The sequence below is a fragment of the Gammaproteobacteria bacterium genome (genome assembly GCA_016199745.1).
Lineage (GTDB): Bacteria > Pseudomonadota > Gammaproteobacteria > Acidiferrobacterales > Sulfurifustaceae > JACQFZ01.
Window position 1 is genome coordinate 1 of sequence record JACQFZ010000004.1, and the last position, 14,267, is coordinate 14,267.

Genomic DNA, 14,267 nt, shown 5'->3' on the forward strand with positions numbered 1-14,267 from the left:
GATGGGACACGATGTGGCACGGCTGGTCTTGCTTACAAGAGCGGCTTAAAGGCTATCAAATGAGCAAGCGCGCACGTGCTGAATTGTGATCAAGAGACAGCGCTAGGGCGGGGGAGGGAATGGATCGGTGGCGGCGGGTGGAAGGCAACTAACGGCCTAGTCGTTTTTGCGTTTGCTTTTCATCCCCTCCCCTGCGCAGCGGGGGGTGAGGCGGGGTTTTCGCGAGTGTCCAGTGGACACTCGCGCCGGCGAACGGGCGCGCTGAAGTTCGCGCGCACTGGGCGGGAATGGTTAGGGGTAGTTGCAGTTGCGGTTGTGGTTGTGGTTGCCGTTAATCCCCCGGTGGCGCATGCCCAAGCCTCGTAGGGTCTAGGCATAAGCCCGAAGGGGAGCCAGCGGGACGGAGCATCCCGCAATTTCATTTATTACTTTGACCCGCATCGCCCCACAGGGGCGATGCAACCCCAGCTTGCTACACCCCCACCCACCGACTAGCTTTTCCCTATGGGGCGCACGCCATTCCAAAAGAAATTCGCGCACAACGCACCCCGCTCAGGCGCCTAGCATGACCGCACCCAAACCTGCGACCGTTACTAAGTCGAACGCGCAAGCGCTCGCGCCTGGATATCGTCTAGGCGAATACGTCGTCGTCTCGGTACTGGGCCAAGGCGGATTCGGCATCACTTACAAAGCGCGCGACACCAAGCTGAGCACCGACGTCGCCATCAAAGAATATTTCCCGCAGGCCTACTCCGCGCGCCACGACCGTTCGACCATTATTCCGCGCACCGGCATCGACCTCGAAAACTACAACTGGGGATTGTCCGAATTCTTAAAAGAGGCGCAAGCGCTCGCTAAGTTCAAGCACGCCCACATCGTGCGCGTGCTGCGCTTTCTGGAAGCGAATGGCACCGCCTACATGGTGATGGAATACGAGCAAGGCGAAACGCTCGCGACCTATCTGCGCAACCACGGCGGCACGATCGACGAGCCCAACTTGTTACGCATCTTTTTACCGATCCTCGGCGGGCTGCAGGCGGTACACGACGCCGGACTGCTGCACCTCGATATCAAACCGGAAAATATTTACCTGCGCACCGACGGCCAGCCGATGCTGATCGACTTCGGCTCATCGCGCCTGGCGCGCGGCGATGAAGGTGTACAAAAAGTGATGCTGACACCGGGTTACTGCGCCATCGAACAGTATCCGGGACATGGCGATGTCGGCGCTTGCAGCGATGTGTATTCGATCGGCGCGTCGATGTATCGCTGCATCAGCGGACAAATGCCGATCGATTCGCTGCAACGTTATGAAACGTTTGCCCGCAGCCATATCGACCCGCTGCGGCCGGCGTTGTCGATCGAGCGGCCGTTCTACGGCGTGCACATCCGCCGCTGTATCGATGCAGCGTTGAAACTATCGCCGGGCGAGCGGCCGGCAACCGCTTACGTCCTAGAGCAAGGCATCATGGGCAAGGACATGGCCCAGGTCGGCAAGCCGATGAAACAGAACGTATACCGCCCGGGTACCGGCTGGATCGGCGTCATCCCGGCGGCGCAGGAAGAAACGAAAAAGCGCAAGCCGCGCACGCCGCTCGAAAAATTTCTGGCAGTGCTCATTTTCGTCGCAACGTTCGCCATCATCACGCCGAAATATTTGATCGACACCGGGCGACTCACGCCGAACGAGCTGTACGATTGGATCGATACGCAGAAAACGTCGATCGCCAGCAACACCATCGCCTTCGGCGATTTCGTCAACGAGCAGATCTTCCACGAACATCGTCGCCCGACGCCGACCGAACAGCGACCGCCGACAGTGCAAGCCAAAGCAGCCGTCGAGCCGGTGTCGACAACACCAGCAGTGGACGCGACGCTAACGCCTTACGGCATCGATAAACAAAAGACGCTCGAAATACCGTTGACCGAAGATCTGCTGCCGCGCGCACTCGGATTTCTCAAGCACGGCACGATTCTGGTAATCGTGACCGACGACGGTCTGGTGCATTTGTGGGACGCAAAAACCGGCGAGCCGCGGCTGACACTGCCGACACACGTGCGCAACGCCGCCGCCATTGGGATATCGGCGAGCAGCCAATGGCTCGCCGCCGGCGATCGCGACGAAGCGATCGTCGTGTTCGATCCGTTCGGTAACCGCGAATCGACGTTGCGCAACGATCCGCCGCATCCCATCGTGGCATTAGCGTTGTCCGCCAACGGTCGGCTGTTGGCCGAAGCTAATACCGACAGCGCGGTCGCCGTTTGGGAGCCGTTTCAAAATCGGCGCGTGTATAACCTTTCCCATGGCGAGTCCGGTGTGCACGCGTTGGCATTCGCGCCGAATGAACAGTTGCTGGCGGCTGGCAGCACCGGCGGCGGTTTGAGTCTATGGGACATGACGAGCGGTAAATTACGATCGTATCGGCAAGCGCATGAGCACGGCGTAACGGCGCTGGCATTCTCGCCGGACGGCCGCTGGCTCGTCTCCGCCGGCGACGGCGGCGAGCTAAAGCGCTGGAGCGCCGGCGAAGAGGCTGAGCCGAAAACGTTAAACAATGCTCCGACCAGCGTACACAGCCTAGCGTTCAGTCCCGACGGTCACTGGTTGATTGCGGTCGGATCGGACACGACGATCGGCGTTTGGAACGTCGAGACCGGCGAGCAAGCGCAACGCTGGAGCGCACACGATCGCCCGATCATCGCCCTCGCCGCGACTAACGACGGTCGCCGTCTGGCTACCGTCGGCGGCGACCGCGTCGTACGTCTTTGGGAGTAACGATGTCATTCGCGTTTAACAATGGCGCGTTATCGTGCACTGCCCGTTAGAGAGATGACGCACAATAACCACCGGGTTTCATGTTGAAGGCACGGCGAACGCCGTGCCTTTTTTATTCACCGTTTCATCCGCGCTTCACCGCCATGTCATTCTCGCCGCGTACGGTAGTGGTCTCGTCCTCTACAATAAAGGAGATCACGTATGATCCGTACCCGGAGTTTCATCGCCGCTACCGCGGTAAGCCTGTTGAGCCTAGTGACTGTGACTAACGTCGTTCACGCACAAGATAAGACCCCGATCGTTATTGCCCATCGCGGCGCCAGCGGCTATTTGCCCGAGCACACGCTCGCCGCCTACAGCGTAGCGATCCTGCAAGGTGCCGATTTCGTCGAGCCGGATTTGGTCATGACCAAAGACGGCCAATTGATCGCCCGCCACGACAACGTGCTCGACCTGACGACCGATGTCGCCAGTCACACCGAGTTCGCCAACCGCAAGACCACCAAAGTCGTCGACGGCGTCAGCATCACCGGCTGGTTCAGCGAAGACTTCACGTTGGCCGAGATCAAGCAATTGCGCGCGATCGAACGCATCCCGAACGTGCGCCCGGCGAACGCGCGCTTCGACGGTCAGTTCGAAGTACCGACACTGCAGGAGATCATCGACCTCGTTAAAGCACAGCAACAAGCCAGCGGTCGCAAGATCGGCCTCTATCCCGAAACCAAACATCCGACTTACTTCGACGGCCTCGGCTTGTCGATGGAAGAACCGCTGGTACACATCCTCCACCGCAACGGCTACGACGGAAAACACGATCGCGTATATATCCAGTCGTTCGAGATCGGCAATCTCAAAGACTTGCGGCACATGACCCGGCTACCGTTAGTGCAGCTACTGTGGTCCGACGGCAAGCCGTATGACGTCGAGACCGCCGGCGGTACGCTGACTTACGACCAAATGGCGACCGCCGCCGGTCTGAAGGAAATCGCCAAGTATGCCGATGCCGTCGGTCCGGAAAAAAATCACTTCATCATTCCGCTCGACAGCGCCGGCAACTTAAACCCGGCAAACGCGACCCGCTTCGTCAACGACGCGCACGCCGCTGGATTGTTGGTGCACCCCTACACCTTCCGCGCCGAGAACACGTTCTTGCCGACTAACTATCGCTCGACCGGCAATGCGAACGCGTTCGGCGATCTCGCCGGCGAGATCAAAGCGTTTCTCGCGACCGGTATCGACGGATTCTTTAGCGATCAGAGCAATATCGGCGTGCAGGCGCGTGACACGTTTGTTGCTGGGCAATAATTAAAGCTCCTTAGTTCCCTCTCCCCCGAAAAACACGGGGGAGAGGGAACAACGGGGCGCGGATTAAACCGACGCAACCACCAATCGCGGCAGCTGCGCAGCAACAACCGGCATCGTCACTGCTTTTTCCAATAGCCGCTGTACCGCATACTCCGCCGACGTCAGGCAGCCTTCCATGTTGTGCCCCTCCAGATAATCGCCGGCCAGCTCCAGATTCGGCACACCGTGCAAGAATTCGAACATGCGCCGCTTGATGCTCGTGAAGTTCGGCGCATAGCCGCAAATTCCGTCGCGATGGCGCGCGACATGATAAGTCATGGCCTTGCCGGGCAACGGCAAATAACGCCGAAAATTTTGTTCCGCCAGCGCCAACAGCTCGGCGTCGGTAGCATCGATCAGCGCGCGTCCACGACGCCCGGCGATGGTGTAGCGCACGGAGTTCTTTTTGTATTGGCGATTAGCGGAACAATGGCCCAACGGGCTGCTGCTATCGAACATGATCGAGCTGATGTCGTCGGTAAACACATCACGTTCGTATACGGCGTTGATTAACGCCACCGGCGAATAGCGAATTTTACCGAGCTCACGATCGAGCGTCTCGCCGACATCCAACATGTGCCGCAAGGCATGCAACGGCGTTGCGCAAATCAACCCATCCGTCGGCTCAAATGATGCACCAGCGCTATCGACCAACTTCACACCGCGAACCATCGAGCGATCGACGACGATCTCGGTAACGCGGGTATTCCGTCTTATGTCTTTGCCGGCGGTCAGTTTGGCGAACAAGGCAGCGGTGGTGTCGGGCAACGAATGGCCGCTGCCTTTGTCGAACCCGTTCAACGCTAGGCACAGATTAGAATAATGCATCTCGTCGGGCTCGGCGCCACCCATGATGATGGAAAACATGCGCACCGGGCCCCAAGCAGCGCGCCGCGAAAAATGCGCACTGAGCGGTGCATGATCATAGCGCCGCTCGATTTCCTCGATCAGCCCGTTGCTGTGATTCAACTTGCCGTAATTGGCCGATACCGCGCCGAGAAATTGACGGAACTGGTACGCCCCACGCGGACCGAGCGCGCGCATCATTTTCCAACCGCTCTGCAGCACTTTCTTTTTATCGAATTGCCACAACTTACCGTCGATGACAATATTGAAGCTGCCGTGCTGCCGGTCGAAGCCGGAGAATCCAAACTCGTTCAACAACGCCATGAAGCGCGTCCAGTTCGAGCCGAAATTTTTGCCACCGATCTCGAAGCGCTCGCCGCCCTGCTCTACCCAACCGGCTTTGCCGCCGACTTGATCGGTCGCTTCGAGCACGGTCGAACCGATGCCCTGCTGTGCTAGGTAATGCGCGCACGCCAAGCCGCTAATACCGGCGCCGACGATGGTGACATGTTTCATGGCTGCCTCGCTAAAATGGGGTTCACTTCCGTGTTCGACTCTGGCGTCGCCGTGAGCAACACGCCATAATTTCGTTGGAGATAATCGCCGACGGCACGGGCGATGCGTGCCGGCGGTTGCGTTAACCGGGTCTCGATCTGTTTGACTAGCGCGCTGCCGATCACCGCCGCGTCGACGCCGGTACCGTAGATCAATTCCAATTCCTGCCGTCCTTTAATGCCGAAGCCGACGGCCAACGGCTTGCTGGTCTCGGCACGAATGCGCTTGATCTGCGCCAGCGTGTCGGCATCGAAGCTGAAATTACCGCCACTGCGGCCGTAATGCGCCACCAGATAAATCATGCCGCGACAGTGCTGGTAACTCCATTGCCGCCGTTGCTCGTCGGAATTGAGATAAAAGCTAACGATCCACTCCAAGCCACGCTCGTCCAAAATCAACCGCGCCCTTTCGCGCAACAGCGGCGGCAACGCATGCACGAACACACCTTCGACGCCGGCGGTCACACAATCATCGGCGAAACGCTCTAGCCCCAGCGGTCGCACGCTGTGGAAATAATCGGCCAGCAGCGCCACCGGCACGCGTCGGGCGACACCAATGGACGCAAGCATTTGCAACGTCGCGGCGACATCGGCGCCGGCGGCCAATCCGCGGCGATGCGATTCCAATAGGGTCGGCCCGTCGGTCGGCGAATTCGGGAACGGCACGCACAGCTCGATCAGATCGGCGCCGCCGAGTTCCAGCGTTTCGATCAGTTGCTCGGTCGCCGCCATGCTCGGATCGCCGACGGTGAGATACGCCACCAATCCCGGTTTGTTGCGCGCACGATTGCGATAGAAATGCTGCTCAATGGGACCCATGGTTCACCGTTGCTCCTAGTAGAGTCGCTTGTATCAACTGCGCCAGCCGTTGCCCGCAAATGCCGCCGTCGCTACGCGCGGCCGAATCGATGTCGACGCCGGCAAGTTCCGGCCAAAGTCGCCTGAGCTCGCCGATGCGTTCTGCATCGACACCGCCGGCGACCAACGTCCTATCCGGACCGAGCCGATCGAGCCAACGCTGCAACGCCGCCAACGGAATCTGCCTGCCGGTACTGCCGAGCTGTAGTCGCGAGACGAACGTATCGAGAATAAAAAGATCGACGCCGGCGCGCTGGTAGTGCTTCAGCAACGACGCCTCTAGGCAGTCGAGATCTTTCACGTGGATCACTTTGAATATCGTTACGTCATCGCCGAGCGCGGCGCGCACACGACTGATCACTGCCGGCAGCTGAAAGCCATGCAACTGCAAATGACGTGTGCCTGAGTTGCGTAGCACGTTAACCATCGCCGCGACATCCTGCGAAAATGTCACGCACACCGGCCGCACATTCGCCGTCAGCGACTCGGCCAGCTGTACAAATCGTGCCGTAGAAAGATTGTGTGCACCATCTGTCATGCCCCACCACAATCCGGCGTAGCTCACCGCGCTAGCGTTCAACAATGCGCACTCTTGCGGGTTCGACACGCCGCATATTTTTAGCGCAAAGCTCATAACACCGGCTCAACGACACGATAGTCGTCCAGCGCCCGCTGCAGATTGGGCGCCAACAACAGCGATGTACCGACCAGCACGCCGTCGAAACCGCGCTCGATCAGTAAGCGTGCCTGCTCGGCGCTGTCGATGGCGCTGGCGCTGATCACCCGCAGCGCCACACGCTTGGCCAAATCGAGCAATGCGAGGCTGTTGGCAATGGTGCCGTCGTCGGTTTCGCGCTGGCCGATATCGCGGTTGTTGATCGCCAACAACGCGCCGGCCGGCAGCGATAAGTCGCGTATCTCATTCTCGTCCGCGACCTCGACAAACGGCGTGAGTCCGATCTGGAGGGTGTAATCGAGTAACGTCTGGAAGTGATCGGCCGTCATCAGCTTTCGCGTCAACAACACGGCGCTGGCACCGAGTTCCGCCGAACGATCGACTTCGCGCGCACTGATGATGAAATCCTTGCGCAGGATCGGCTTATCGACCACTGCCGCGACTTGTCGCAGCAGATCGACATGACCTTTAAACCATTTGCCGGTAACAACCGACAGGCAACACGCCGGCGAGCGTTGGTAGCTGTCGGCGATATGCTCGACCGAGCGCCCGTGCAGTAAATCGCCGCGTACCGCCGAATGCGCTTTGACTTCGGCGATCAGTGGAATGGCACCGGCACGAGCGGCACACCATAGCGCCTCGTTGAATCGCAACATGATCGCTCCGCGCTATCTGGTCGCCGCTGCCGGCGCGTCCACCTGCGGAAACGCCCGCAGACGCAATAGATGCTGGTGCACATGACCGTCACGAATCAGCTCGATCATGCGGGCGATTTCGGCGCGCAATACGATCGACTCGCCGCTGGCGATCCAAGCCACAAACGCCGCATTGAGCGCGACCGTTTCAATCGCCGCACGCGGAGCCACGCCCACCAGCACCGCCTCGACCATGGCGCGACTGTCCGCCTTCGAGCCGACCAACAACGTTTCCAGCGCACCGCTGTGCAATCCCAATACCTGCGGTGATAACGGTTCGACCGTGCCTTTGTCGGAGTGAGTCGAAACCAATAAGGCATCGGCCACACTAGCGAGCTCGTCCATGCCGTTGCGACAGTGCGCGAACCAATACCGCTGCAACCCCAGCTCGCAAGCGGCCTCGCGCAACACCGCCATGTCGCGTTCGTTGCTAACGCCTGTCAGCTGCCCGCGCAACGCGAACGGACACAACAGCGGACCGATCTTGTTGATGAAACCACCGATAGTGCGCAGGCTAAGCGGAAAAATGGTCTTGGCAATTTTCAGCGGTAGCTTCGGATAAACACCGACACCGGTGAAAGCGATACCGACGGCGTTCAGCATCGCCTCAACCTCGGCCGGACTATCGACCGTGCGCAGGCCCAGTCCCTCGACGGCATCGAGCGCACCGGAGACGCTTTTATAAGCGCGCGAACCGCTCTTGATGACGCGCACACCGGCGGCGCTCGCCACCAGCGATGCCGTCGTGCTGATGTTGAACGTCGCCGGCCCGCCGCCGGTGCCGACAATGTTGACCGCCGGCGCGCCGCGCAGTACCAACGGCGCCTGCGTCGCGCGCAGGTAGCGCAAGAATTGCAACACGTCGTAGGTCTGCAACGGCTTAGTCGACAACGCCGTCAGGAACGCGACGATCTCCGCCGCCGAAACGCGCCCCTGCTCGATCTGCGCGAGATAGTCGGCGTAATCGTCCGGACCGACACGGGTCGAATCGTGTAACAGTTGGCGCAACAGTTTAGTTTCCATGGCGCAGCCTCGGATGATGTACCGCACGCCGGTTAGGCGACGCGGATAAATTCGTAAATCGCGGCGACCGACTTGAACCGCTCAGGTGTAATGTCTTCCACCGGCACCTCTTTCTTCAGCTCGTTCTCGATGTGCGACACGATCTTCAGCACGCCGAGCGAATCGATGATGCCGTTTCGAATCAAGTCGATGTTTTCGTCCAAGCTATCGAGGCTGCTATCCGGAATAAACTGGTCGATGATGTATTGCTTCACATCTTGCAACGTCTTCATGTTCGTTTTCCTGTTAACGACGGTTAAGAATAGGACTGCGCCAGCAACGTCCGGTTGGTCTTGCCGGTGACGGTTTTCGGTAACTGCTCTTGGACGAATTTAATTTCGTGCGGGATCGCGTACTTCGGTAGGCGCTCGGCCAAGTGGCACTTCACGTCGAGCGTCGTCAGTTTTTCGCCGTCGCGCGTGCGTACGTACGCCACCAGCTTGCTGCTGATCATATCGTCGGCAACGGCGATGACGGCGGCTTCGGCCACGCGCTGGTTAGCCTCCAACGCGCCTTCGATCTCCAGTAAATTCACCCGATAGCCCGAGGTCTTGACGATCGAATCGCTGCGGCCGAGGTAATGCAGCAACCCATCGGCGTCTTCGCGGACGATATCCTTGGTGTCGTAGTAGCCGGCGCCGTCGGTCGCCGCGTCGACCGCACCGACGTAAGCTTGCAGCTGCGTCGGTCCGCTCACCAACAGCCGGCCGGGCGTGTCTAGCTCGACCGGTTCGCCATACTCGTCGACGATTTGGTAATCGACGTAGGGCAACGGCCGGCCGATCGGCAACGGCTGCGCGACTTCGGCGAAGTTAGTCGGCAAACGGTAATAGAAGGTGTCGTTGGTCTCGGTGCAGCCGTAGATATTATTGAAGACCGCGTTCGGAAATTGGCGATAAGCACCGGCTAAGGTCTTCAGCGGCATGCGCTCGCCGGCGAACAGTACTTCGCGCATACCCGGCAGCACGGCATCTGCATCGGTATGCACCATCAGCGTCAGCGCCGACGGCACCGATTGCCAGACGGTAACGCCGCTGTCTCGAATTAGCCGCGTGAGTTGCTTGCCGTTGGCGGCCCAGGGCTCCGGCACCAACACCAAGGTGGCGCCGCTGGCAACAGCGGCATAGATGTCGAGCAACGACAGATCGAATTGCCACGGCGCATGACTGACGAGCACGTCTCGGTCGGTCAGCTTGAAAGCATCTACCACCCACTCGACAAAGCAACGGATCGCCGGATGACCGATCATGACGCCCTTCGGCACACCGGTGGAACCGGAGGTAAAGAAGATGACCGCGGTCGCGTCCGCGGCTATCGACGTGACGGCACTCGTGCTCGGTGTCGACTCGCTCAATTCCTGTAAGGTCCACGACGCTACCGTCCGCGTCAGCTCGGCGCTGTCGGCAAGCGGCGTCAACGTTGGCGGAACGCCGATGACACCGCGGATGTCGGCGCTACGACAAATCGATTCGATGCGGCTAACCGGACTACCGATGTCCAACGGCACGTAAGTGGCGCCCAGCTTCAACACACCGAAGATAGCTGCCAGCGCCAACGGCGATTTCGGTAGCAACAAACCGACGCGATCGCCGGCGTTGATGCCGCGTGTACCCAAGCTCAGCGCCACCGCATCGGCGACCCGTTCCAACTCGGCGTAGGTCAGTGAAGTTCCCTGAAATACGACCGCGGTCTTGTCCGGCGCACGTTGCGCCGCTTTTGCTAACAAATTCGCAATGTTCATCGTTATAACCCCAGCATGGCGGCGATGTAGTTCCGCTGCATTTCGTTAGTGCCTGTGTAAATCGTGCCGGCGACGGCGTCGCGCAATCCGCTCTCAATGCCGGACTCGACCATGTAACCGGCGCCGCCGAAGATGCGAATCGCCGATAACGCCGATTCGACGTTGAACTCGCTCGCCGCCACTTTGGCGATGGCGACTTCAGCCGTGATATTTTTTCCGCGCTGGAACATGGCGCCGGTGTGGTACAGCCAATTGCGCGCCAACTCCAAACCGATCTTCATATCGGCCAGCTTGTGCGATACCGCTTGATACTTGCCGATCGGCTGGCCGAAGGTTTTGCGCTGGCGCACGTAGTCGATGCAATCGTTCAACCGCCGATCCATTTCGCCGCAATTAATCACAAACGACAGCAGCACTTCCCACTTCATGACGTAATTGAAAATGGCGAAACCCAAACCGGCTCGGCCGATAATGTGATCGGCCGGTACGACGACATCGTCGAGAAATACCTCGGCGATCGGCCCGGTACGTTGGCCCATCTTCTTCAACGGATTGCCGACGCTGACGCCCGGTGTACGGCGATCCACCAGAAACGCCGTCAACGCATCCAGCGCCGTGCCGTCGGGATTAGTGATGGCGTATACCACCAGCAGATCGGCGATCGGCGCGTTACTGATGAAGGTCTTCGAGCCGTTGAGCACATAGCGGTCGTCCTTGAGCACGGCGCGCGTACGCATCGCCATGGCGTCCGAGCCGCTGTTCGGCTCAGTCATCGCGTGGGCACCGATCAAGCGGCCGTCGCAAACCGCCGGTAGGTAGCGCGCTTTGAGCGCATCGCTGCCGAAACGGTTGAGCGGCACTCCGGTGCTAACGAGATGCGTCGACACCGCTTGGTTGAAGCCACCATCACGACAACAGCGACCGAGCTCTTCCAGCACGTACATCGTCGTTAACACATCTTGCCCAAGACCGCCGTAGGCCTCGGGAAACGGCAGTCGGAACAAGCCCAGCTCTGCCAACTTCTGCCAACCGTCGCGCGGAAATTCGCCACGTTCGTCACGGGCGATACAGTCCTTATTAATAGAGTGCACGCATTTTTCGATCGGCTCGCGTAGCGCTTCTTGTTCCTCAGTCCAGGTAATCATTGCTCTCCCCATCGCCGCATGGCGCGACTTAGTAATCCAGAAACGATTGTGGCAACGCCGCTTCAGCCGGTCGTGCGAACAACAAGCTCACGTTGGTGCCGCCGAAGCCGAGCGAGTTCGACAATGCCACGCGCACGTTTCTTGCCACCGGTTTATCGAGAACGGTTTGAAAATGGGCACGCGGTTCGAGCTTGTTGACGGTCTTCATCGGCGGGATTTGCTGGCGCGCAATCACCAACGTCGTGATCAACGCTTCGATGGCACCGGCGGTGCCTAGCAGATGACCGGTGACCGACTTGGTCGAGGTCACATGCACGCCGGAAAGATGCTTGCCGAAGGTGCGATCGAGCGCATCGATCTCGGCGACATCGTTGAGCGGTGTACCGGTGCCGTGGCAGTTGACGTATTCGATGGCACCGACGTCGATCTTGGCGTCGGCGATCGCCATCGCCATGGCGCGCTCAATGCCACTCGGATCGGGCGCGGTCACATGGCTCGCGTCAGCGCTATAACCGGCGCCAACGAGCTCGGCATAAATACGGCAACCGCGCCGGCGCGCGCTGGCGCTGGATTCGAGCAATAAAAATGCGGCGCCGTCTGCCATTAGCACGCCCTTGCGGGCGACATCGAATGGCCGGCAGGTGTCGGGAGCAACGGCGCGAATCGCGTTGAAGCCGCCGAAGTCGGCCGGCCGCAGCACATCGCAGCCACCGACCAATGCTATGTCGAGCGCACCACTACGAATTTTTTCGTAAGCGAAAGCGATGGCGATGCCGCTGCTGGTGCAGGCCGAAGAAACGACGTGCGCCGGCTGGTCCAGAAAAAATTCGCTGGCGATCGCCGCCGCCGCGCTGTGTGCCTCGGCATAAGCGAGCGCATCGGCCGGTAACGCCATCGAGCCGTCGATGGCGGCGCCGACGCGATCGATCTCGCCGCCGCTGGTGGTGCCGACGAATAATTCCGCCGACGGCGGCAGACCCTCGAGTCGTGCGTCGAACACCGCCTGCCACGCCGCACGGATGCCGCGCTTGGCGCATTCGTGACGCTCGCTGCCGCCGCCCGCCATATCGTCAGTCGGTTGACTGATGGCCGCATGGCCGACGCGAAAACGTTGTCCGTCGGCCCACTCCGGTTGCCGCAATACCGGCTCGCCGTCGAGCAGGCCAGTCCAAAAGCGATCGACGCCGATACCAACGGCGCTGACCACGCCCAAACCGGTGATGGCGACGTCGTGTCGTTGTGCCATTACACCGCCTCCCGATACGGCGCGACGTCGTCATCGTCACCGATGTCCGGCAGCGCCAGCGTCAACGCGTATAAATCGGTAACACCGAGCATGTCGACATAACGCAATTCGTTATGGCGCCCATGAACTGCCACCGCCGGCGTCGCACCGATATCGGCAAGCACGCCGTAGTGACGCATGCCGCGGACCAGCGCCGCTTCGCGATGCTCGAGCAACACGCAGCAGCACGACTCGGCGACGGCGGTTGGCGTCGGCGAATGGGCACTGCGATCGGCGACCACCGCTTGCACCAACGGGCACAGCTCGTCGTAAGCAACCACCAGCATGCGCTCGGCCTTGGCCGATTCCAGCAGCAATGTGGCGAACGCCAGCGCGTCGCGGCCAGCATGATTGCCGGAGACGAACGCCGTCAACGGCCCACGCAGTCCGAAGTCGACCGATGCCAGACTGACCGGATAGTTGTGCGTCGCCTTAGAAAATTCTTGTGGGTCGATGTGTGCCGGCCCGCGCTGCTGCAAACAGCGACGGACGCCGTCGATGCAATCGACCGCACCGAATGCCGACGCGCCGACCAGGCCAGTGCGTTCGTTCAATGCAGTTCGTCCTTGCAGCTGCGCCCGCCGCAATACGTGCTCGACGACCGTCGAAACCAACAACGACAACCGCGTATGCTTGACCACTGCCGAGCCGCTGACCCGCTTGAACCAACTCGTCGGGATATATTCGAATCGATCGTCAGCGCGCGCATTCTTGGTCGGCGCGGTTGCGCCGTCCTGCGCCAATCCCAGGCTATTGCTCCACGGTGTCAAATAGCCGTACCCGCTCACTACCACTTGGCTTTGCATGACCACCCACCCCTCTGTTGCCACCAACCGCCCCGCCGATTCCCTTCGTCCACTGTCAGCGAAGGATTATGGCGAGACGGTCAGCGATGACGTCAGTAACTCGAACTGTCGTCGCCGTTCAAACGGTGCTTCTCGCTGCCGTTCAACGGCGGGTTGAATACACATACCAAACGCAAGTCGGTCTTAGCGTTGAGCACGTGCTTCTCGTGCTTGTCGAGCGCGTAGATCGTGCCCGGCGTAATGGCGTGGGTCTTTTGGGTCGTGTAGTCGACCACTTCGCCCTCACCCTCGACGCAATAACACGCCTCCAAATGATTTTTGTATTCGAGCAGCGACGAGCTGCCGGCCTTGACCAACGTATCGGTCACCGAAAAACCCATGCCGTCCCGCGCAATCAGGAAACGCCGGCTCTGGCCGTTGCCCCAGGCGATGTCGCGTTCGGTTCCGGAAATTTCCTCTAGCTTACGAATAATCATCTC

13 protein-coding genes are annotated in these 14,267 nt (G+C 60.0%); 2 read left to right on the top strand and 11 right to left on the bottom strand.

From position 1 onward, the window contains the following. The first annotated feature begins 565 nt into the window (after positions 1 to 565). Both HY308_00610 and HY308_00615 read left to right on the top strand, forming a co-directional pair. Positions 566 to 2,776, top strand: coding sequence for a serine/threonine protein kinase (locus tag HY308_00610; protein ID MBI3896778.1), 2,211 nt, complete (start codon positions 566 to 568; stop codon positions 2,774 to 2,776). A 201-nt stretch (positions 2,777 to 2,977) separates the two neighbouring features. Then, positions 2,978 to 4,081, top strand: a complete 1,104-nt coding sequence (locus HY308_00615) for a glycerophosphodiester phosphodiesterase (protein ID MBI3896779.1) — start codon at positions 2,978 to 2,980, stop codon at positions 4,079 to 4,081. A 63-nt stretch (positions 4,082 to 4,144) separates the two neighbouring features. Here the strand turns inward: HY308_00615 and HY308_00620 are convergent, their stop codons facing one another. The 11 genes from HY308_00620 to HY308_00670 form a co-directional block, all read right to left on the bottom strand. Beyond that, a complete protein-coding gene (locus tag HY308_00620) occupies positions 4,145 to 5,482 on the bottom strand; it encodes an FAD-dependent oxidoreductase (protein ID MBI3896780.1) in 1,338 nt (445 codons plus the stop codon). Next, on the bottom strand, positions 5,479 to 6,339 hold the full coding sequence (gene trpA, locus HY308_00625; GenBank protein MBI3896781.1) for a tryptophan synthase subunit alpha: 861 nt from the start codon (positions 6,337 to 6,339) through the stop codon (positions 5,479 to 5,481). Before trpA ends, HY308_00620 begins: the two co-directional genes overlap by 4 nt. Further along, positions 6,326 to 7,012: a hypothetical protein gene (locus HY308_00630; GenBank protein MBI3896782.1), complete on the bottom strand. Its 687-nt coding sequence runs from the start codon at positions 7,010 to 7,012 to the stop codon at positions 6,326 to 6,328. Before HY308_00630 ends, trpA begins: the two co-directional genes overlap by 14 nt. After that, on the bottom strand, positions 7,009 to 7,710 hold the full coding sequence (locus tag HY308_00635) for an indole-3-glycerol-phosphate synthase (GenBank protein ID MBI3896783.1): 702 nt from the start codon (positions 7,708 to 7,710) through the stop codon (positions 7,009 to 7,011). Before HY308_00635 ends, HY308_00630 begins: the two co-directional genes overlap by 4 nt. A 12-nt stretch (positions 7,711 to 7,722) precedes the next feature. After that, positions 7,723 to 8,772, bottom strand: coding sequence for a hypothetical protein (locus HY308_00640; protein MBI3896784.1), 1,050 nt, complete (start codon positions 8,770 to 8,772; stop codon positions 7,723 to 7,725). Between the two features lie 32 nt (positions 8,773 to 8,804). After that, a complete protein-coding gene (locus tag HY308_00645; GenBank protein MBI3896785.1) occupies positions 8,805 to 9,044 on the bottom strand; it encodes a hypothetical protein in 240 nt (79 codons plus the stop codon). A 23-nt stretch (positions 9,045 to 9,067) separates the two neighbouring features. Then, positions 9,068 to 10,552 carry an AMP-binding protein gene (locus HY308_00650; protein ID MBI3896786.1) on the bottom strand — a complete coding sequence of 495 codons (1,485 nt, stop codon included), beginning with the start codon at positions 10,550 to 10,552 and terminating at the stop codon, positions 9,068 to 9,070. Between the two features lie 2 nt (positions 10,553 to 10,554). Further along, a complete protein-coding gene (locus HY308_00655) occupies positions 10,555 to 11,697 on the bottom strand; it encodes an acyl-CoA dehydrogenase family protein (GenBank protein ID MBI3896787.1) in 1,143 nt (380 codons plus the stop codon). A gap of 28 nt (positions 11,698 to 11,725) precedes the next feature. Further along, entirely contained in the window at positions 11,726 to 12,943 is a 1,218-nt protein-coding gene (locus HY308_00660) for a beta-ketoacyl-[acyl-carrier-protein] synthase family protein (GenBank protein MBI3896788.1), read from the bottom strand. Next, entirely contained in the window at positions 12,943 to 13,788 is an 846-nt protein-coding gene (locus HY308_00665; GenBank protein ID MBI3896789.1) for a hypothetical protein, read from the bottom strand. The genes HY308_00660 and HY308_00665 overlap by 1 nt, the downstream gene beginning before the upstream one ends. Positions 13,789 to 13,880: 92 nt before the next feature. Beyond that, a complete protein-coding gene (locus HY308_00670; protein MBI3896790.1) occupies positions 13,881 to 14,264 on the bottom strand; it encodes an ectoine synthase in 384 nt (127 codons plus the stop codon). Positions 14,265 to 14,267 lie beyond the last annotated feature (3 nt).

Excerpts from the sequence above, each read along its gene's own strand:
- HY308_00665 (MBI3896789.1), bottom strand. The coding sequence starts at position 13,788 with ATGCAAAGCCAAGTGGTAGTGAGCGGGTACGGCTATTTGACACCGTGG.
- HY308_00630 (MBI3896782.1), bottom strand. The coding sequence starts at position 7,012 with ATGAGCTTTGCGCTAAAAATATGCGGCGTGTCGAACCCGCAAGAGTGC.
- HY308_00655 (MBI3896787.1), bottom strand. The coding sequence starts at position 11,697 with ATGATTACCTGGACTGAGGAACAAGAAGCGCTACGCGAGCCGATCGAA.
- HY308_00615 (MBI3896779.1), top strand. The coding sequence starts at position 2,978 with ATGATCCGTACCCGGAGTTTCATCGCCGCTACCGCGGTAAGCCTGTTG.
- HY308_00660 (MBI3896788.1), bottom strand. The coding sequence starts at position 12,943 with ATGGCACAACGACACGACGTCGCCATCACCGGTTTGGGCGTGGTCAGC.
- HY308_00650 (MBI3896786.1), bottom strand. The coding sequence starts at position 10,552 with ATGAACATTGCGAATTTGTTAGCAAAAGCGGCGCAACGTGCGCCGGAC.
- HY308_00610 (MBI3896778.1), top strand. The coding sequence starts at position 566 with ATGACCGCACCCAAACCTGCGACCGTTACTAAGTCGAACGCGCAAGCG.
- HY308_00635 (MBI3896783.1), bottom strand. The coding sequence starts at position 7,710 with ATGTTGCGATTCAACGAGGCGCTATGGTGTGCCGCTCGTGCCGGTGCC.
- HY308_00670 (MBI3896790.1), bottom strand. The coding sequence starts at position 14,264 with ATGATTATTCGTAAGCTAGAGGAAATTTCCGGAACCGAACGCGACATC.
- HY308_00645 (MBI3896785.1), bottom strand. The coding sequence starts at position 9,044 with ATGAAGACGTTGCAAGATGTGAAGCAATACATCATCGACCAGTTTATT.
- HY308_00620 (MBI3896780.1), bottom strand. The coding sequence starts at position 5,482 with ATGAAACATGTCACCATCGTCGGCGCCGGTATTAGCGGCTTGGCGTGC.
- HY308_00640 (MBI3896784.1), bottom strand. The coding sequence starts at position 8,772 with ATGGAAACTAAACTGTTGCGCCAACTGTTACACGATTCGACCCGTGTC.
- trpA (MBI3896781.1), bottom strand. The coding sequence starts at position 6,339 with ATGGGTCCCATTGAGCAGCATTTCTATCGCAATCGTGCGCGCAACAAA.